Origin of the sequence: Okeania sp. (assembly GCF_035285525.1) — a bacterium.
In the GTDB taxonomy this organism is placed as follows: domain Bacteria; phylum Cyanobacteriota; class Cyanobacteriia; order Cyanobacteriales; family Microcoleaceae; genus Trichodesmium.
The window spans coordinates 24,737-45,419 of sequence record NZ_JAYKGW010000129.1; the positions used below are offsets into that span (position 1 = coordinate 24,737).

At 34.2% G+C, this 20,683-nt stretch carries 15 protein-coding genes; 11 read left to right on the plus strand and 4 right to left on the minus strand.

Going from position 1 to position 20,683, the window contains the following annotated elements; genetic code table 11:
* The first annotated feature begins 730 nt into the window (after positions 1–730).
* Both VKJ25_RS12350 and VKJ25_RS12355 read left to right on the plus strand, forming a co-directional pair.
* The gene (locus tag VKJ25_RS12350) at positions 731–3,334 is read left to right on the plus strand and encodes a M1 family metallopeptidase (protein ID WP_324236931.1); all 2,604 of its coding nucleotides are present in this window, start codon (positions 731–733) and stop codon (positions 3,332–3,334) included.
* Positions 3,335–3,864: 530 nt separating this feature from the next.
* On the plus strand, positions 3,865–4,122 hold the full coding sequence (locus tag VKJ25_RS12355) for a hypothetical protein (protein ID WP_324236932.1): 258 nt from the start codon (positions 3,865–3,867) through the stop codon (positions 4,120–4,122).
* A gap of 821 nt (positions 4,123–4,943) precedes the next feature.
* Here VKJ25_RS12355 and VKJ25_RS12360 read toward each other — a convergent pair.
* Positions 4,944–5,087 carry a hypothetical protein gene (locus VKJ25_RS12360; RefSeq protein WP_324236933.1) on the minus strand — a complete coding sequence of 48 codons (144 nt, stop codon included), beginning with the start codon at positions 5,085–5,087 and terminating at the stop codon, positions 4,944–4,946.
* A gap of 339 nt (positions 5,088–5,426) precedes the next feature.
* Between VKJ25_RS12360 and pgsA the strand changes: the two genes are divergently transcribed.
* From pgsA to VKJ25_RS12380, 4 genes are all read left to right on the plus strand, one after another.
* A complete protein-coding gene (pgsA, locus tag VKJ25_RS12365; protein WP_324236934.1) occupies positions 5,427–5,945 on the plus strand; it encodes a CDP-diacylglycerol--glycerol-3-phosphate 3-phosphatidyltransferase in 519 nt (172 codons plus the stop codon).
* A gap of 381 nt (positions 5,946–6,326) precedes the next feature.
* On the plus strand, positions 6,327–8,255 hold the full coding sequence (locus VKJ25_RS12370) for an ABC-F family ATP-binding cassette domain-containing protein (protein ID WP_324236935.1): 1,929 nt from the start codon (positions 6,327–6,329) through the stop codon (positions 8,253–8,255).
* Positions 8,256–8,407: 152 nt separating this feature from the next.
* On the plus strand, positions 8,408–9,028 hold the full coding sequence (locus VKJ25_RS12375) for a TenA family protein (RefSeq protein WP_324236936.1): 621 nt from the start codon (positions 8,408–8,410) through the stop codon (positions 9,026–9,028).
* A 175-nt stretch (positions 9,029–9,203) separates the two neighbouring features.
* Positions 9,204–9,623 (plus strand): peptidylprolyl isomerase, encoded by a 420-nt coding sequence (locus VKJ25_RS12380; protein ID WP_324236937.1) that lies wholly within the window; start codon positions 9,204–9,206, stop codon positions 9,621–9,623.
* 130 nt (positions 9,624–9,753) lie between these two features.
* Here VKJ25_RS12380 and VKJ25_RS12385 read toward each other — a convergent pair whose 3' ends face one another.
* Complete coding sequence (locus VKJ25_RS12385) at positions 9,754–10,206, minus strand: hypothetical protein (protein ID WP_324236938.1); 453 nt, start codon at positions 10,204–10,206, stop codon at positions 9,754–9,756.
* Between the two features lie 461 nt (positions 10,207–10,667).
* Here VKJ25_RS12385 and VKJ25_RS12390 point away from each other — a divergent pair, with 461 nt between their 5' ends.
* Both VKJ25_RS12390 and VKJ25_RS12395 read left to right on the plus strand, forming a co-directional pair.
* Positions 10,668–12,575 carry an Eco57I restriction-modification methylase domain-containing protein gene (locus VKJ25_RS12390; RefSeq protein ID WP_324236939.1) on the plus strand — a complete coding sequence of 636 codons (1,908 nt, stop codon included), beginning with the start codon at positions 10,668–10,670 and terminating at the stop codon, positions 12,573–12,575.
* Between the two features lie 60 nt (positions 12,576–12,635).
* Positions 12,636–13,208 (plus strand): hypothetical protein, encoded by a 573-nt coding sequence (locus tag VKJ25_RS12395; RefSeq protein WP_324236940.1) that lies wholly within the window; start codon positions 12,636–12,638, stop codon positions 13,206–13,208.
* Between the two features lie 270 nt (positions 13,209–13,478).
* Here the strand turns inward: VKJ25_RS12395 and ftsH2 are convergent, their stop codons facing one another.
* Positions 13,479–15,365, minus strand: coding sequence for an ATP-dependent zinc metalloprotease FtsH2 (gene ftsH2, locus VKJ25_RS12400; RefSeq protein WP_324236941.1), 1,887 nt, complete (start codon positions 15,363–15,365; stop codon positions 13,479–13,481).
* A gap of 479 nt (positions 15,366–15,844) precedes the next feature.
* Between ftsH2 and fcmB the strand changes: the two genes are divergently transcribed.
* Positions 15,845–16,966, plus strand: a complete 1,122-nt coding sequence (gene fcmB / locus VKJ25_RS12405) for a filament morphology actin-like protein FcmB (protein ID WP_324236942.1) — start codon at positions 15,845–15,847, stop codon at positions 16,964–16,966.
* A 907-nt stretch (positions 16,967–17,873) separates the two neighbouring features.
* Positions 17,874–18,509 (plus strand): filament morphology membrane protein FcmC, encoded by a 636-nt coding sequence (gene fcmC, locus VKJ25_RS12410; protein ID WP_324236943.1) that lies wholly within the window; start codon positions 17,874–17,876, stop codon positions 18,507–18,509.
* A gap of 463 nt (positions 18,510–18,972) precedes the next feature.
* Here fcmC and VKJ25_RS12415 read toward each other — a convergent pair whose 3' ends face one another.
* Positions 18,973–19,572 (minus strand): PAP/fibrillin family protein, encoded by a 600-nt coding sequence (locus VKJ25_RS12415; RefSeq protein WP_324236944.1) that lies wholly within the window; start codon positions 19,570–19,572, stop codon positions 18,973–18,975.
* An 899-nt stretch (positions 19,573–20,471) separates the two neighbouring features.
* On the opposite strand from VKJ25_RS12415, the gene VKJ25_RS12420 reads away from it, so the two are divergent.
* A partial coding sequence (locus VKJ25_RS12420; RefSeq protein WP_375340329.1) for a hypothetical protein occupies positions 20,472–20,683 on the plus strand: 212 nt, incomplete at its 3' end.

Here is a 20,683-nt window from a genome sequence, read left to right on the forward strand (position 1 = left end):
CGCTCCGCGACCAAAAAACCTTTTCCCTTTAAACCTTTCTTTTCCTTCTCTTCTACCTTCCTTATAATTAGGGTTTGCTGATTAAATATAAAAGGATTGACAGATCAAAGTTTTAGCCATTTTATGTCTTGAAAAAGTACCAGCTTTTTAGGTTGATAGAGCTGAAAAAGTGAGCATTTTGGGGTAACGCGAGGCAGAAAAATTAAGAGACTATTCTTCTGACTACCTACTCCATAAATCCCATTTATCCTGACTCCTGACTCCTGACTCCTGACTCCTCTCCCTTACTAAAAGACTTTTTCAACCCCTAATATTAAGATGCCTCTTAGTAATTCTTCTTAATTTATAGTATTATTTTATACGGATTTTTTTCACAACTATCTATATGGTCTACTTTTTTATTTTTAATAAATGTGATGGCTGTAAATTAAAGCAAATTTTGTCTGAGTGAAATACTATAGAAGCTCTAACCATATCTTTATAAAAATGTGGATTTTTGTAAGATCGGAGTCAACCCACCCCTAACCCCGACCGTAGAGGGGAAAAAGGTAGAAAAATAGCTCCCCATCTCCCCATCTCGCACACCTCCCACACTCCAATCCCGGATTAAGCTATATGATGATTGTATATAGATTCTACAATAATCTAAAATATAGCTATAGCTATAGCTGTCAGGATTAACATCAAAAAAACTGTTGCTTTGTCCAAAAAATATTAATAGTCATACCGAATGTCCAATATTTACTTTGATTCTGAAAACAATTCCAAATCCTTCGAGTTACCAGGTGCAAGGCCACATTATAACCCCGACCGTCCAGGTCAAGTAGAACATATTTTCCTTGACCTAGAACTTGACATACCTAACAAAAGTTTTCAAGGAACTTGTACCATCAGCTTAAATCCTGTCAGAAGTAATATTGATAAATTAACTCTTGATGCAGTTGACCTAGAAATTAATTCTGTTAAAATCAACGACACAGAACAAGCTTTTGACTATGATGGCAAAGAATTAGAAATTTATCTACAGCCAGTTACTACAATCGGCGAACAAATTAAGGTGGCGATCGCTTACGGTGTAAATAACCCCCAACGAGGTATATATTTTATAGCTCCCGACAAAAATTACCCAGACAAACCCACCCAAGTTTGGACTCAAGGTGAAGACGAAGATTCTCGTTTTTGGTTTCCCTGTTTCGACTATCCTGGTCAATTATCAACTTCAGAAATTCGCGTTAAAGTACCCAATAAATTTCTTGCCATTTCCAATGGTGAACTTATCCAAACTGAAGAAAGTGGAAATGATAAAATTTATCACTGGATGCAAAAACAAGTTCATCCTACATATTTAATGACTTTAGCAGTAGGTAAGTTTGCCGAAATTCAAGATGAATGGAATGGTATACCTGTAACCTATTATGTAGAGAAAAAACGTCAAGAAGATGCTCAACGCACTATGGGCAAAACTCCGCAAATGATAGAATTTTTTAGTCAAGAATTTGGCTATAAATATCCTTTTCCTAAATATGCTCAAGTTTGCGTTAGTGATTTTATTTTTGGCGGTATGGAAAATACCTCCACAACTTTATTAACAGACAGATGTTTATTAAATGAAAAAGCGGCTTTAGATAACCGTAGTTCCGAAAGTTTAGTTGCTCACGAACTCGCCCATCAATGGTTTGGAGATTTAGTCGTAATTAAACATTGGTCTCATGCTTGGATAAAAGAAGGAATGGCTTCCTATTCAGAAGTATTATGGACAGCAAAAGAATATGGTAAAGATGATGCTGCTTATTATATTTTGAAAGAAGCTCGAAATTATATTGCTGAGGATAAAGGTCGCTATCGTCGCCCCATGGTGACTAATGTTTATCGAGAACCAATCGAACTTTATGACCGCCATCTTTATGAAAAAGGTGCTTGTGTTTATCACATGATTAAAACAGAATTAGGAGCAGAATTATTTACTAAAGCAATTCATAATTTTGTGCAAAGTAATGCTCATAAAACTGTAGAAACTATTGATTTATTAAGAGCAATTGAACAGGCAACAGGAAGGAATTTATCATTCTTATTCGATCAATATGTTTTTCGGGGTGGTCATCCAGATTATAAAGTAAATTATGCTTGGGATGGTGAAAATAAATTAGCCAAAATTACTGTCGCTCAAATCATAGTTAAAAATGACAAAAATAGTAATCTAAGTAAACAATTATTTGACCTAAAAATTCCCATAGCTTTTGGTTATATTAAAGACGAAGAACCAGAATTAATTAACTTTACTGTGGGGGTACACGAACAGGAACAAACTTTCTATTTCCCCCTCTCAGAAAAACCAAAATTCATTAGTTTTGATGTGGGTAATAATTATCTAAAAACAGTTAAATTAGAATACCCATTAGCAGAACTAAAAGCACAATTACAATACGATCCAGATCCCATATCTCGTATTTATGCTGCTGAAGCACTAGGGAAAAAAGGGGGTTTAGAAACTATGAAAGTGCTGGCAAAAGCATTAATAAATGAACCTTTCTGGGGTGTACGTCTTGAGATAGCAAAGCAACTAGGGAAAATTAAATTAGACCAAGTTTTTGAGAATTTAGCTCTAGGTTTAAAAGACAAAGATGCTCGCGTGCGTCGTGCGGTAGTGGAAGCACTAACGGAAATCAAAAACCCCAAAAGTTATAAATTATTGAAATCTATAGTCAAAGATGGGGATGACAGTTATTATGTAGAAGCTGCTGCGGTTTCTGCAATTGGAAATATTGGTAGTGCCAATGCTAACTCTGATGACAAACTCACTGAAGAAAAAGCAATTAAGTTATTGAAGTGGGTATTAAAAGAGAAAGAAGGTTGGAATGAGGTGGTGCGCTGTAGTGCCATATCAGGTTTGAGTAAAATCAAGACTTCCGAAACTGCTCTGAATTTGATTTTGAAATACACTGCTTTGGGTGTACCGCAATCATTACGTTTGACTTCTATTCGTGTTTTGGGAACTATTTCCACTGCTCAGTCTCCGATTAATTTAGAACGAATTTTGCAGCGACTGACAGAATTATCACGGGAAACATTTTTCTTAACTCAGATGTCTGTAGTTGCTGCTTTATCGCAAATGGAAACTGCTGGAGCCATTGGAATATTGCAGAGTATAGCTGAACAGAGTCCTGATGCCAGAGTGCGTCGTCGAGCCGAAGAAGCAGTACAAAGAGTGCAGAAAAATATTGGTTCAGATAAAGCGTTGAAACAATTGCGTAATGAAGTAGATAAGATGAAAAAGGAAAATCAGGAATTGAGGAGTCGTTTGGAAAATTTGGAAGCGAAAGCAAAAGAAAGTTAGTGTGATTTTTCGGGAACCGTGTATTTTGCTCGTGATTAGGGGCGTTTGCGGAGCATTCCGTCAGGAAATGTTATTCGCCCTTATACTTTACATACAAGCTCCCTAGAAGGTTTAGGCTACCAGGATTTGGTAACACAACCTTCCAGGTTGTTACAGCAAACGAAGGCTGTGTTACACTGGATAGAGATTAATCCTCAAAAGTGCCGTAATTCAATGAGGTTTGCTATAATATTATCATCTGATTTATATAAAAAGTTGGAAATATGACCTAAACAACACGCAGAAAAGTACCCAGAGGTACGCCAATATTTAGCGATCAGGATATTGCCCGCCAAAAAGCTCAATAAAAATACCCTGGTGCATTATTGATGGCAATGTGCGTCAATGAAACAGGAGCAGTTGGAAAAATATGATTCAAGAATACTTTGGTGACAAAGGAGAGTTATTTTTTGAAATAGAGCTAATAGCTGCCGACGGTTCGAGAATAAATAATAGTTGATGCTCTGTTAGATACTGGTTTTACTGACTGGTTGGCAGTAGATACTCAAGATGTAGAAAGTCTAGGATGGTATTTTCAAGAACAAGAAGAAAAGCAGACAGCATTCAGAGTAGCAACTTTTAATTTGTACCAAGGTGCAGTTTGTTTTGATGATCAAGAAATCAAAGTTCCTGTTGTTGTTGGTGATGGAATACTAGATATTTTAATCGGTTTGTCTTGGCTGGAAAATCGGCGTTTGGTAGTAGATAGAAAAGCTGGTATCCTTACTTTGGAGAGCTTTTCAGATTAATAGGACTTAGGTAGTACCGCTGCATTTGCTAAGGGAGTTTCATGTCACGCAGCGAAATGCCATTCGCCCCTACAGCCTAACTATTGTCCAATAGATAAAGAAAACATCAATTTTGGAAAAATCAGCGATCGCTCCTTTTCAGTTATCAGCAAAACTGAAATGATTAATCAGCCAACTTTAACTATTGTCCAATAGATGAATAAAATATCAATCTCGGTGAAACCAGGGCACTTTTTGACACCTTAAAAATTCTAAAACCTTTATATATTAATACTTTAATCATTAATCACTCTACCCTAATGTAACTATTGTACAATAGATGAAAAAAACATCAACTATGGAAAAATCAGCGATCGCTCCTTTTCAGTTATCAGCAAAACTGAGCAGACAAAATTAAAATCCTTTACAACCGTTTTGGGTTAAGCTGAATGCTAAATGCTGAATGCTTAAAGGCATAAATTATATTTACGACGTTGCGCTTCAGCAAATTCATCAAAAGAACTAAATCGACCATTTTCATCCATCATCTAATCCTTGCTGAATAGCTTTAATAGCTGCTTCAGTATCGGCAGTTTCCCAGTCTAAAACTCTGGCAAGTCATTCACTGGCAACTACGGAAATGTCTTTTTCCTGTTGACTTCCTTTTTTCTAGAATCCTGCTTCTAATTCTGGTGTTAGGTTGATTGTAATTGACATAATATATTATTTTAACATAGCCCACTACTGTTATTCCATTGAGATACTGATAACTGATAGCTGAAAAGTCAGGAAATTACAAGTATTCTTAACTAATATCAAAAGCAATTACTATTTTATTACTATTAGGAAATATCCTCATCTTCCTCTAATAATTCTGCATAAAAAGTTTGCAGTACATCATTTAATTCTGCCTCCGGACAAGATGCAATTAACACATCAAAAACATCTAGCAACTTAGCAGCAGTTTCTCCCAAAGTTGGACTCATTCCTCAAACATCTTGCACCCAATCTTGAGGACGTTCCTTATCAAAAATTAAACGTTCTAATAATTGCTTGACTTCTTCTTTTGATACAGACATAATTAAAATTTAAGCTAATAAAATTATCTCAATAATTATAGCAGTCAGTAAATTAAAATCTAGACTACAACCTGAATATACTAACATATTATGATTTACGCAAAGAAAATCGGTTTTTAGAATAAATTTTATATTCTCACAATAGATGTATACGAAAACCAGGTTTCTGGGTTCAGTGTGGGTAAGTCCTGATATAATAATATTTACTCTTTTTTCCTTCTTTCTTCTTCCTTCTTCCTTCTAACGATGAACATACCTAATTCAATAACCTTTTCTCGCCTACTCGGAATACCTATTATTTTTTACCTTCTCAAGACTCCAACTAACCAAAATCTTTGGATATGTTTAATTATCTTTTTAATTGCTGCAGCTACAGATTTTTTAGACGGTTATTTAGCACGACAACTTAACCAAATTACAGACCTAGGTAAATTTTTAGATCCTTTAGTCGATAAATTATTAGTTTTAACGCCCTTATTAGCATTAATTGAATTAGGCAAAGTTCCAGCTTGGGGAGTATTTTTAATTTTAGGCAGGGAGCTAACTATAGCTGGTTGGCGCGTTAATCAAACCAAAATTTATGGAGCTAATATTTGGGGGAAATTAAAGACTGGAAGTCAAGTTATTGCTATTGCTTTATTAATTGCTCCTTTACCGGAAATTTGGCAAATTCCCACAATAATTATGTTTTGGATTTCTGTTGCTTTAACAATAATTTCCGGGATAATTTATTTATTACCAAATCAAGAAACTAGCAATACATAAGTTATATTTTTAAACTAATTTTTCATATCTGGTCATAATCAAAATTAAACCAGTAGAGGTTTGGTCTCCCAACCCACCCCATAAATCAAAATTAAACCAGTAGAAGTTTGGTCTCCCAACCCCCCTCCAAACCCTCAAATAATAACTATATTTCAGTCAATATTTAATTGACTTTTCATGTAAATCTTCAGATATTAGCTAATATTAAAAATCATCCTTAATCTCAAATATAAAAAACTTTTTGAAGAATTTGGCTTGAAGCTAAAATTGATGTATAATCTAAACCATACTTTAATTAGTAATAGTATTTCTCAAGTTACTGAGGTACAGTTGTTTTTCTGATCCCCTACTCCCTACTCCTTACTCCCTAAAATAAAATAAATGAGTATATTCACACTTCAATCAGTCAAAAAAGATTTTGGCATCAAAGAAATATTAAAAGATGCCAGTTTCAGTTTAGACCCTAACGACAAAGTTGGTTTAATTGGTACAAATGGTTCGGGAAAATCAACCCTATTAAAAATGATTGCTGGTCTAGAACCTACAGATAGTGGTCAAATTTTAGTCAATCAAAATGTGAGGATTATTTATTTACCTCAACAACCAAATTTAGATGAAAATAACACCGTATTAGAACAAGTTTTTGTCGATAGTGGCGAACAAATGGCATTGGTAAAAGAGTACGAAAAACTATCAGAAAAATTAGCTCATCATCCTGAAGATAATCAGTTAATGTCGCGTTTTTCAGAAGTAACTCAAAAAATGGATTCTACTAATGCTTGGGAATTAGAAACTAAGGCAAAAGTTATCCTGAGTAAATTAGGAATCCAAGATTTTGAGGCTAAAGTTAGTAACTTATCCGGAGGTTATCGTAAACGAATTGCTTTAGCAACTGCTTTACTTGCGGAACCAGATGTTTTGTTAATGGATGAGCCAACAAACCATTTAGATGCTGCGTCTGTAGAATGGTTACAAAGTTACTTAAATACTTTTTCGGGAGCAATTTTATTAATTACTCACGACCGTTATTTTCTGGATCGAGTTACTAACAAAATTATGGAAATAGATAGAGGGGATATTTTTATTTATTCTGGCAATTATTCTTACTATTTAGAAAAGAAAGCTTTAGCAGAAGAATCAATTGTTAGTTCTCAGAAGAAACATCAAGGTTTATTACGCCGAGAATTAGAATGGTTAAAACGGGGTCCGAAGGCTCGTAGCACTAAACAAAAAGCTAGGATTCAACGCATAGAAGAAATGCAAGGGAGAGAATTTAAAGAAGCATTAGGAAAGGTAGATATTTCTACTGCCGGTCGTCGGATTGGTAAAAAAGTTATTGAGTTAGAAAATGTTTCTAAATTCTACGGTAGTAGAACTTTGATTAAAGATTTTACTTATGAATTTACCCCCGAAGATAGAGTGGGAATTATTGGTGGTAATGGGGTGGGAAAATCAACTTTAATGAATATTATTACAGGGAAGGTTGAACCTGATTTTGGCAAAGTAGAAATTGGCTCCACAATACACATCGGTTATTTTGACCAACATTCAGAAAATTTGCTTGATGCTGCCACAGAAAATCAACGAGTAATTGATTATATAAAAGACGTGGCAGAATTTGTGCAAACTGCAGATGGTACTCAAATTAGTGCTTCTCAAATGTTGGAAAGATTTCTATTTCCTGGTACTCAACAATATGCTCCTGTTTATAAACTTTCTGGTGGGGAAAAAAGACGATTATTTTTATTAAAAGTTTTGATGAGCGCTCCTAATGTTTTGATTTTAGATGAACCGACTAATGATTTAGATGTACAAACTTTGGCAGTTCTGGAAGAGTATTTAGAAGAGTTTAATGGTTGTGTAATAGTTGTTTCTCACGATCGCTATTTTTTAGATAGAACTGTAGATAGAATTTTTGCTTTTGAAGGAGTAGGAAATTTAAGACAATATCCGGGAAATTATTCACTTTATTTAGATTATAAAGAAGTAGAAGCAGCAGCAAAAAAATCTGTAGAAGTTGAGGAAAAGCAAAAAGAAAGTCAGGCTAAACAACAAAAATCCGAAAGAGTTTCTCGCGATAAGACTGGGCAAAGAAAATTATCATCAAAAGAGAAGCGAGAATATCATAATTTAGAGAAAAAAATTACTCAATTAGAAGCAGAAAAAGCTGAAGCAGAAAATAAACTTTATAATGAGCCTCCAACAGAAGTTAGTGAAGTTCAAAAACTCCATGAAAAAGTAGAAAGTTTGGGAGAAGAAATAGATATTGCTACAGAAAGATGGTTAGAATTAGCAGAAATAGAATCTTAATAGATAATTGATAATTAATCCCCAAAGATGAAAAGCCTTTCTTTGCCAAATGGAGAATGGATAAAGAATTGGTTAGGAAAATTACTGATCGTGAATCTTAGACTAGGAAATTTTTTTCCAACTTTTCCCTCCATACCTATTCCCTAATATATATGAGCTGTCAAGAACTATTAAAAAAATACTCTCAACAATGGCAAGTAGCTACTCTACATCCATTTTTAAATGAATGTAAATTAGGTATTATTAAACCTGAACAATTTAACACTTGGTTGGTACAAGATTATCTATTTGTTGTAGAATTTACTCGGATGGTAGGCAGAATTTTAACTTATGCTCCAACTTCTCATTTTGATCTAATTCTGAGTGGATTAAATGCCCTACAAAATGAACTAAATTGGTTTAAAGATAAAGCAACAGAAAGACAATTAGACTTGAATACTAAAAAACAACCAACTTGTAAAGAATATTGTAATTTTATGAATAAACTAACTGAAATGCCATACCCAATACAAGCAACTGCATTGTGGGAAATTGAACTAGCTTATAATCAAGGTTGGCAATTACCAGGAAAAATGTCACCCCCTTATAATGAATTTGCTAACCGTTGGGGAAACCCCGAATTTACAAACTATGTTAAACTACTAGAAGCACAAGCTAATGAGGTATTAGAAGATGTCTCAAAAACAGTGCAAAATCAAGCTGAAACTACTTTTTTAAATGTCGCTAGACTAGAAAAAGACTTTTGGCAAATGGCCTATAATGCCACTAATTAACTAGCTATCAGCTATCAGCTTTCAGCTATGAGTTATTAACTCATTATCTTGGAATAAAAAATTAGTCTCCAAGTAGAATTAAAACTAATAAATAAAAAGGTTATTAACTGCTAACCTTACTAACTTATTAGGTTCAAAGCTGAATGCTTCTTTAACTTTAGGAGAAAATCAAAAAATGACACGAGCTATCATGGAAACAGAAAAGGGAACCATCAACTTAGAATTATTTGATAATGATGCTCCCAATACTGTGAAAAATTTTGTGGAATTAAGTGAAAAAGGATTTTATGATGGCTTAAATTTTCATCGTGTTATTCCTAATTTTATGATTCAAGGAGGTTGCCCAAAAGGTACAGGTACAGGCGGTCCTGGTTATAAAATTAAATGTGAAATTAATGCTAATAAACATTTAGCTGGTACTTTATCCATGGCTCATGCTGGCCGTGATACAGGTGGCAGTCAATTCTTTATTTGTCACTCTCCCCAACGTCATTTAGACGGCGTTCATACAACTTTTGGAAAAACTGAAGATATGGAAGTTGTAAATGCTATTCGTCAGGGTGACAAAATTCTTTCTGTAAAGATTGAGAAGTAATTTTAATTGTAAGCATTTAGCCGTCAGCTATCAACTTTGAGCTGTTAGTTATTAACTCATTTGTTGGCTTAATTTTTAAACAAGCTGTTTGCCTAACATTCGGTAGGAAGAGCTGAATGCTTACTTTTATTTAGTAAAATTTTTTGTGCCATAAAGGAACAGCTTTATACCAACCTAATGATGGTATATCTTTGATAACTTCCAGACAATTTCTCCGAGAATCTATAGGAGCATCAACAGAAAAATAAAGAGCATCAAAATCGCCGTACTTTTGAAAAGAGTTAGTAATAAAAGTAGATTTTCGATAATCTATATGTCTCTCTAAATATTCTGAAGAAGATGCTGGAGACCACCCACATTCTTCTAACTCTTTCTTCGTATCTCCTCGCAATATATGATGCCCCAGAAAAAGAACCATTAAATAAGAAAATCTTTCGATACTTCCATCAAGACTTACCAGATTAATCTCAATGTATTGGCCGGGTAAAGGCATCGGTTCAGCTAAATCCCGACAATAACCGGAGTTTTCGCACTTAACTTCATCACTTAGTAAAGAACAATCTAGATTAATAGGACATTCCATAGATTTCAATAATGGATAATTGATAATGGATAATTGATAATTAGGACTTGCTGAATAAATAAGAGAGTAGTTATAGTCATTTTAGTTTAGACTGAGACAAAAATTTATTACTATCAAATAATTTCAACTAAAAAAAATGTTTCATTCTTATTTAAAATGACTATAGTGTTTATCTGAACATAATATAACCTTTGCTTCGACTGCTATACTTCGCCAAATTTGATATCAAATATCAAGGGCAAAACATAATACTAATGTTCGGCTTTTGACATACTAACAGAACTTAAGCAAAACCTGTATATATATTGCCTACAATCTAGTTCAAAAATCAATCCCAGATTGTTAGTCATTTCAACTCAAACTAAAAAGTCATTAAAATAACTATCAATGGAAATATTAAATCAAAATATATTAACAACGTAGTTTATTATAGACAGACATCTATAATATAATTTTTACCTATGAAAATAGAATCTTCAGCCCGACACCATCAAACTAAATATTCAGCCAAAAAACGTAAATTATTAGGTGTTCATTATACCCCTGATAACGTGATTGATTATATTGTCAGTAATACCCTCTTTTCTTATTTAGAAAAAAACAAATTTATACCGTTACAAAAAATCAAAATACTCGATCCAGCTTGTGGTTCAGGACTATTTCTACTGAAAGCTTTTGATTTACTTTGTTCATTGTGGAAAAAGCAGTTTGGCAGACTAAATCCTGAAGATATCCGCCATATTTTAGAAAATAATTTGTATGGTGTTGATATTGATAATAATGCTGTAAATGAAGCAAAAAAACAACTCAAAAATAAAGCAAAATTACTAGGAATTAAAGAAGTAAATATCCCGATTTTTCAAGGGGATGCTTTACTCCATTCCTTTACAGATTATCAAATTAATTTGCTATGCTCAAGTCCTAAAATATTTAATTGGCAAGAAAACTTTCCTCAAGTCTTTGCAGAAGGTGGATTTGATTGCATAATTGGTAATCCTCCTTATATTCGGATTCAAAACTTACAACCAAAAGAACATCGAACTTACTACGTTGAAAAATATCAAACTGCCCGTGGACGCTTTGATATAGCTGGATTATTCATTGAATTAGGGTATTATTTACTCAAGCCACAAGGTCAATTAAGTTATATTATCTCTAATAAACTGTTAACAACTCAAGGAGCAAAAGCATTAAGAACTTACATTTTAAAACATTATAATCTTATTGAAATTATCGACCTTGGAGATACTAAATTATTTGAAGCTGCAATTTTACCTATGATATTAACTATAGAAAAACAAATTTATGCTTCAGATTATTTTCTTTACACCTCTATTAAACAAATTAGAAAACTGCTCACTAACTATCTCAAAGTTGAGAATTTATTCGAGTTATTAAACCAACAACCTAGTTGCGAATTTATCCAGTGGCAACAACGCTACTTTCAGGTTAAACAATTCAAAACCTCTTTACCAAAAATTAATCAATCTATATGGACATTTCATACTACTACAGAACAGCAACTTCTTGAAAAATTGAAACAAAATACATTTTGTACCTTAGCCGATATTAGTCATAAAATTAGTGTAGGAATTAAAACAACGGCTGATAATGTTTTTATTAAACCTATGACTTTTGATTTTATTAATAACCTTCATTTAGAGTCAACAGTAATTTTTCCACTTTTGTCAAGCCATAATGTTTATAAATGGCATTGTGACTGGCAAGAAAAACGAGATCTCTATGTTTTATATCCTTATAAATATCAAAATAATAAACTCTTACCAATTGACTTAAATATATATCCAAATACCCAAAAATATTTACTGTCTCATCAAAAACAACTAGAAGCACGTACTTATATCAACAAAAGCGGACGACAATGGTACGAGATTTGGGTACACCAATCACCCACCGATTTTCAAAATCTTAAGATTGTTACACCAGACATTTCAACTCACAATTGTTTTGCTATAGATAACAAAGGATTATTTGTTAATGGTACTTGTTTTTATATTTTGCTAAAAGAAGAATCACTTGAACATTACTTGTTGATATTATCTTTATTAAATTCTAAAGTTTTGGAATTTTTTCATAAAGTAACCAGTGGTAATACACTTTATTCTCAAAGGTTTCGCTATTGGACATCTTATTTAAAATCTTATCCCATACCTAACTTCCGACAAGAAAAATCTCTAACTCCTGTCAATCAATTGATAGAAAATACCCGCCTAATTTTACAATGTACCAATAAAAAAGAACAACAAATTATTGAAGAAAATAATGATCGACTCATTTATAAGTGGTTTAATTTAGTCGATGATGAAATTCAGCAAATAGAACAAATTTTATACTTAAACAAACGATAAGTAAGGTATTAAAATATGGAAAGAGAAAAACTCTGACAATCAGCTCTAAGAAAAAAGAAATTGATTTACCAAAAGGATTTGGAAGATGGTAATGTATTAGCAATTCAACCTGCCTTAGACAGTTCTCTTCTCTACACAATAGAAGAAATAGCAATTTTGGTAGAAGAACTAATCGAAATAGACTCACCAAGGGATAGTAGTGGTAGACTTTTAGAAGTTAGACCAAAAGGGAATTGGTTTGAATTTGAGGTAGCTAAATGCTTGGGATACAATTATCCACCTTCATCTGGTTTATTTCCTGATATTCGTCATCAAATTTTGGAAATCAAGCATCATACTGGTAAAAGTATTACTGTTGATTTTGGTCGTCATCATCCTGGTTCTGAAGAGATTATTAATGAAACTTGGAATCAAAAATTACAAATTAAAGTTAATCAGGTACGTTATCTTATTGCTTTAGCACCGCCACCAACTTATAAAATAAGCACACTTATTCTTCTAACTGGAGCTGAAATTATTGATGTTTTCGGAGTTTCTCCCAAAGCAACTATCAAATACCAAATGGGGATATCAAAAAAATGGTGCGAAGAATATCAAGGAAAAATATTGGTAGGACAGTCAATTTGGTTATAATCTTCCCTTATATTTTTAGAATATCCAAGTATTTCAAATGAAAGCTAAAAACTAAAGGCCGAACCCAACTCAAGAGTTCGACCTTTACAGCGCTTTTCAAATGAATGAACCACATCCCCATAACCTTGCATCTTGTAGGGACGCCCTTATGCAACGTCCCTACTGTGGTTTACTCAAATGAAAACCGCTGTAAGTTACCAATTAGAAATCTGATTAATCTTAGCTATTTCAAAGAAATTATAATCGCTCCTTCCTGTTGACCAAAGAAATCTACATAATTGGAACATAACGTTCTTTCTCAGGAACAGTAGCATACTCAGCTACAATCTGCCGGAACTCATCACCATCAATAGTCTCTTTTTCCACCAACAAATCAACCAAACGATCGATAACAGCTCGGTTATCTCGCATCATCTGACAAGCATCTTCATAACAATGTTCCACAATACTTCTAACCTGAGCATCAATACGAGAAGCTATTTCATCAGAATATTCAGAACGAGTCATCATGTCGCGACCCAAAAATACCTCACTTTGTCCAGTTTCCAGAGACATCGGACCCAAATTAGACATACCATAACGAGTCACCATTTGACGCGCCATACCTGTAACCTGTTGCAAGTCATTACCAGCACCAGTAGTCACCTCAGCATCTCCAAAAATAACCTTCTCAGCAGCGCGACCACCTAATGCACCAGTAATACGAGCCAAAATTTGCGACCTAGAAATTAAACCTTGCTCTTCATTAGGCATAAACCAAGTCAGACCACGAGCTTGACCGCGAGGTACCAAAGTCACTTTTTGTACAGGATCGTGTTCTTTCAGTAAAGTACCAACAATAGCGTGACCAACTTCGTGATAAGCAATCAATCGCTTACTCTTACCATCCATCAGCGGAGTACCTTCCATACCCGCAACCACTCGGTCTACAGCATCATTAATTTCCAACATTGTAATTGCTTCCTTACGACGACGAGCAGTGAGAATAGCAGCTTCATTCAATAAATTAGCCAAATCTGCACCCGTAAAACCAGGAGTTCGACGAGAAATCTCCTCCAGAGATATTTCCTCACTCAATTTCTTATCGCGAGCGTGAACATTTAAAATTGATAAACGACCCTTAACATCAGGAGCATCAACAGTAACTTGACGGTCAAATCTACCAGGACGTAACAATGCAGAATCTAAAACATCAGGACGGTTAGTCGCAGCAATAATAATAATTCCACTATTACCCTCAAAACCATCCATTTCAGTTAGTAGTTGGTTCAGAGTTTGTTCCCTCTCATCATTACCACCACCAATACCAGCACCACGTTGTCTACCCACCGCATCAATTTCATCAATAAAAATGATACAAGGAGCATTTTCCTTAGCTTTCTTGAAAAGGTCTCGTACCCGGGAAGCCCCCACACCCACAAACATTTCCACAAATTCCGAACCAGAAATACTAAAGAATGGGACACCAGCTTCACCAGCGATCGCCTTGGCCAACAAAGTTTTACCAGTTCCCGGAGGGCCTACCAACAAAACACCTTTAGGAATTTTCGCTCCCACTGCTGTAAACTTTTCTGGTTTTTTCAAGAAAGTCACAACCTCTTGTAACTCTTCTTTGGCCTCATCAACTCCAGCCACATCATCAAACAGAACCCCTGTTTTGGCCTCCATTGAGAAACGAGCTTTGGACTTACCAAAATTCATAGCTTGTCCAGGGCCACCAGGAACATTATTAGAGCGTCGGAATAGAAAAAATAGACCTACAATCAATAAAATAGGGAAAATCAAATTTCCTAATAAACCCCATACCGCTCCTTCATTCCGTGGAGGATGGATATCAAAATTAATATTTGCTTCTCGCAGACGGGAAATTAGGTCTGGGGAATTAGCAGGTAAATCTACCCGTAATTTGGCGACTTGATTATCCAGTTCTGGATCAACTGCTTCGACAATAGCTGTACGACCATTATCATACAAATCTACACTTGTAACTCGATCAGCTTGTAAGTAGTCCAAAAATCTACCATAGCTCATACGGCTTCTAGCAGTATTGCTGCCCATATTTGCTTGTGTCTGGGCAAATGCCCCTTGCCAAACAAAAAAACCAATGACCAAAACTGGTAGAGTCCAAAGTACGATGGTTTTCCAAGAAATTTTCATTAAAAAATGGCCTCTTTTAGTAAAATTGCATTAGAAAAATGAGAAGTGTAATTTTCTACACTCATAATCTTAATTAAATGTAACTTAATATTAAACGATAGGACAACTTTAATGCTTTTTGCTATGAGGTAGAGAAGTAAATGCCTCAGGCATATCTTCTAACTTGAAACAACTAACTAATGTGGTGTTATAGTTCATTCAGTTGAGATAAGACTGACAAAATTAAAGACCTGTCTTATCCTATGTGATTGTGATTATGTTTTTATGAAGTATTATCCAGTTAACTGGAATTTGTGAAGGTACTGTAACTCTAGTTTTATGCAATTATTAATTTTGTCAGATGATTTGAGTTGCTTATGCTTTCTGTACCGTTAGTCTTAATTACCTAATTTATAGAAACTTATGAATAGAAATTTAGGACTTTCAATAACGGTAGTATTTTGATTTAAAAGTTTTAGTGAGGAGGTATATAGAATCTAATGGTAATTAAACAACCAGCAGCAGCAGCAATGCTGACTCAAAAACAAGGGAATCCTAATAAAAAAGTTATTCTTAGTGCAGATCTAGGACGGACAGCTACCAAAGCTTGTGTGAGTCGTACCCCAAATAGTGTAGTCTTTATTCCCGCTAATGTTAAGAAATTAACTGTAGAAGAAGTAAGATCGGGAAATTTTGAATCTAAACCTACAGATCCACTATTAGATATGTGGTTAGAGTATCAAGGTGTTGGATATGCTTTAGGTCAACTAGCTGCCGACTTTGGAGCTAATCTATTTGGTGAGAATCCAGGTTTACCTAAACCTAAAACTGAAGATACTTTGGCTAAGTCTAAAGTTGAAGATGCTTTAGTTAAAGTTTTGGCCTGTGTAGGCTATTTTCAGCTCACAGGAGAGTTTTCGGTTGTTGTCGGTTTACCTTTCTATTCCCAAGAACAATTTGAGAAGGAAAAAGCACAGATTATTAGTCAACTACAATCTCGTCATCTCATGTCTTATCGAGGGGCTGAATCTATAGAAATTAGGATTAACAAAGTTTGGGTTATGCCAGAAGGATATGGTACCTTGTTATGGACTGAGGCTAATCATGGCAAAGAATTTCAACCACAATTACCTAAACTATCTCTGGCCATTGTTGATATTGGCCATCAAACCTCTGACTTTTTGATGGTAGATCGTTTTCGGTTCGCCAGAGCTGCTTCTAAGAGTGAACCTTTTGGTATGAACAAATTTTATGAAAGTTTAGCTGATAAGATTCCAGGTGCAGATGCTCAGTCTTTGTCTTTGATAGAAGCTGTCCACAAGCCCGAAGGTCAGCGTTCTTATCGTCCCAGGGGAGCCACAAAACCTGTGGATCTTGATGGTATAATACCTGATAAGCGTAAAGAATTTGCTAAAGAGCTTTGTACCCGTTTAATTAAGTGGATACCAGAAAGGGTAAGTGATGTTATTCTCACTGGTGGTGGAGCTGATTTTTTCCAGGAAGATTTAGTCAAACTACTCCAAGAAGCTGGCCTTAAACCTCATTTGGCTCAACCTCCCAGAGAAGCAAATGCTTTAGGACAATACATCTATGGGGAAGCTCAATTAGCAACATCTAAGTAAGTTGTTGCTTTTTTGGACATTGAGAACCAAGATATTTAGACTTAGAACTTACAATATAGGTAATTTCAATGTCAAGACCCAATCTAGAATTGATTAGAGCGCTATATTTTTTTAATGTAGTTGTTTCTGTATCTGAAAGTAACAATAATGGGGACAAAGTAGAAAATAAATTTTCTTTGTCCCTCTATAAGTAGGGTTTGCTGAAAAAAAGCAGAGTGTGGGAAGGGTGGGAAGACACAGACCATAGAAGAAAAAATTATTTCTTGATTTTTCTACCCTTGGTCTCCCTAAAATCCTAGAATGCATGATTTTTCACCAATTTATCGGGAACCTTACCGTGTTTGAGAAACCTAAAAGCGGGTAATTTTTCCATACCTAAAAATGCTAAAAGCATTAGTATTTCATTAATGGATAATGGATAATGGATAATTACCTCTCCCTAATAGTGAGAGGATTGGCGCTTAAGGAAAAGATTTATTTTTTTCCCCTATCCCAGGGGAGGCTTCAAGGCGCGAATTATTTAATTGTTTAATTATTAATTATTTCGGTAAAGGCTTTTAGATTTAATCAGCAAACCCTAAGTATTAAAGTAAAGTTGAATATTGGATGAAAAACTGAATTATTATCTATAGCAGCTCAGAAGTTTTTCCAAAATTATTTACTAAAATACTTGATATGGTGCTTTGTCTAAAGTTAAGCATTTAGCTATTAGCACCTCAGCTATCAGTAATAAAAACCTCAAGCTTAAGGAGGATATTTATAACGAATATAAACCTGAAAACTGGCTTTTGTAGTAATTTTTCATTCTCAAATGAAAAAGCTTTTATCACAAACTCAAAGCATTCTTCTGATAGCTAATAGCTGACGGCTGAATGCTTACTGTCTAAGTTAATCAAAATATGACCTGATGCTGTGGGAAAAAAATCAGAAAAAAGAAGTCTTTTTTACCGAAGAGGCAGCAGACAAACAGTTGTTAGCAGCTATTGAAAAAGAGTTAAATACCCAAAAATACCAAACTTTTAGTAATCTCTGTAAGCAAGCTTTGTGGCAATTTTTGTATGTATCTTTATCTACAGAAATAGCTCAATCTGCGTCAAATTTACAACGTCTAGAACACAGAATTTATGAGAAGCTTAACCAACATTTTTCTGAGTTGGAAAAAACAATTGCTTCTAGTGAATTAAATGAATCTAATCAGATAACTGAATCAAATGAATCTAATCAGATAGCTGAATTAGATGAAATGAAAAAACACTTGAGTCAAATGAATCAACAATTGACTCAAATGCAGTTGAGTTTTAATGCGAAGTTTGTTGAAGTTTTACAATCTTTTAAAGCAGAATTGCCAAAAATTGAAGCAGCTATTGATAAATATAGAAGAGAAAAACCTATTTACCAAACTATTCAGGAACCAGAACTAACTCGTACTAAAACTACAGAAACAGATTTACCTGATGAAACATCAATTACAGAAGTTGAAACATCTATCACAGAGTCAGATCCTGTGTTGCAGCATTTAAGTTCTCTTATAGAAGACTTTTAATTAGGGTTTGCTGATCAAATACAATCTAGAAGCATTGACAAATAAAAGTAAAAGAATTTTTAAGTCAAAATAAAGTACCAGGTTTTTGCCTAAGAAAACTAAAATAGTAAAATAGTTAGTATTCAGGCAATAGTTGGGCAAAAAAATTATCCCTTGATTTTTCTAAGTACCTCATTCTATAATTCTCTATTCTTCTTGAGTCTTAACTACTCTCTACTTTGCCAAAAAGACTTTCCATAAGCAAACTTTAATTAGGTCTTGCTGATTAAATACCATCAGGATTTAGAGATAAAGGTTTGAGCAATTTTAAGTGCTAAAAAAAAGTAAAAGTATTAGCTTTTCGGTTGATGCAGCAGAAAAATTGAGGAGCAAATCCTAAATTAATTATTACGGCAAAGATTCGGATTAGTTGCATCACTTATGGCTTAGAACTTGTAAAAGTTTGGTTATAGCAAGTTTTCTTCTAATCAGTATTATCTGAAACTTTTATTAGTACAAATACACTTCCTTTGTTACCTCTACCAATGCGTAAATCTTTATCTAGATAAGTAATATCTAACCATCCTTTTTGCTCACGATTTTGAATATTAAAATCAATCGCAGTAAATTTTTTTCCTGATTCTATTTCAGAAATTAATTTGTGAGGAAATTGATACCTAATTAAACTTTGCAAACCTAAAATTGAACGATTAAATTTAACACTTACTCGTTTTTCAGAGACAATTTCAAACTGAGCAACAACACTAATAATTCCCTCTAAAAATGGTAAACCGTAAATCTCAGCAATATTATAGATAGCTGTATCTTCAACTCGGATACATTGATAAATATCACCTAGCTTCAAGAACGGAAATTTGTCAATTCCTAATAATTCTTGGCTAGTAGTATAAAGTAATTTCCAATCACCATTTAATAGCTTTTTTGATGCAAAAGGGTGGGGGTTAGGATTATCATCTTCTAGTCTCGCGATCGCTGCCAAAATTTCTTTTTGCTCGTTTTTACTTGTCAGTAAACCACGATTTTTATCTATAAGTGTGGCAATTAGTTTTGATTTATGTATCATAATTCTTGTTTGCTGTAAATTTAAACCAGTATGGGAATTGCTATAAAGCAATATTATCAGTTAAGAAAAGTTCAAAAACATCCTGTAGGTATCCGGGTATTACCCAGTTTTGAAGATATCTTTAACAGCAGAAAAAAATTTTAGATTGACTCACTACCTGAATTAATTTTAACTTAAATTTAACTAATTTTTTGAGATTTTATATTAACAGTACTTAAGCAAAGCTGCTATATATAGAGTTAAAAAAACGATTGCGCATGGGGTTTTAAGCACTATATCTAGGGTGACTGCGTAAGTCCTGATTAAATACGGTAGTATTGGTATAAAAAAAAAGCAGAGAAACCGAGTTTATATGAAATATTGACTATACTGATATTTACCTCCCACAAATCCGGTTTCTGTTTACGAAGTCAGAAGTCAGAAGTCAGAAGTCAGATAGGTGAGCCTTGGATTGGTGACGTACAGAAGTTGTTTTTTTTAACGGGGATTTAAGCAAGGAATCAAAACATTTCGCCGATCAAGGCTGGGCTTTAGACCCAATTATTTTGATGATACTTCTATTTATCGGAAACCATAGCAAGAAGATTTAATATTAGTAGGACTTACGCACGAACGCTATTGGTAGGATGCGTTTCGCTGCGCGACATGAAAAGCGCACAACGCACAACGCACCAATACTCTATATATAGTGCCTCCCGTGTAAGTCCTGATTAGATGATTTTTTGGTGCAATTTGATACACATAAATCTATCTAATCTATTCGATATTAACAGGGAAAATATTTATATATAGTAAAATTTCTGATAAAATTCCCTAAAACCCAACATACCAAATAAAGGAGATGAGTCAATCTAATAATAATAGGGCAAACTAACTAAAATTCCTTGCATTCAGGATATATGGAAGAAGAACAACAAAACAATAGTCAACTACAACCTGTAGAGTCAATAAATACACCAGTCCAGGAAACAGCAGTTCCACAACCTATAGTCCAGGAAACAGCAGTTCCACAACCTGTAGTCCAGGAAACAGCAGTTCCACAACCTGTAGTCCAGGAAACAGCAGTTCCACAACCTGTAGTCCAGGAAACAGCAGTTCCACAACCTGTAGT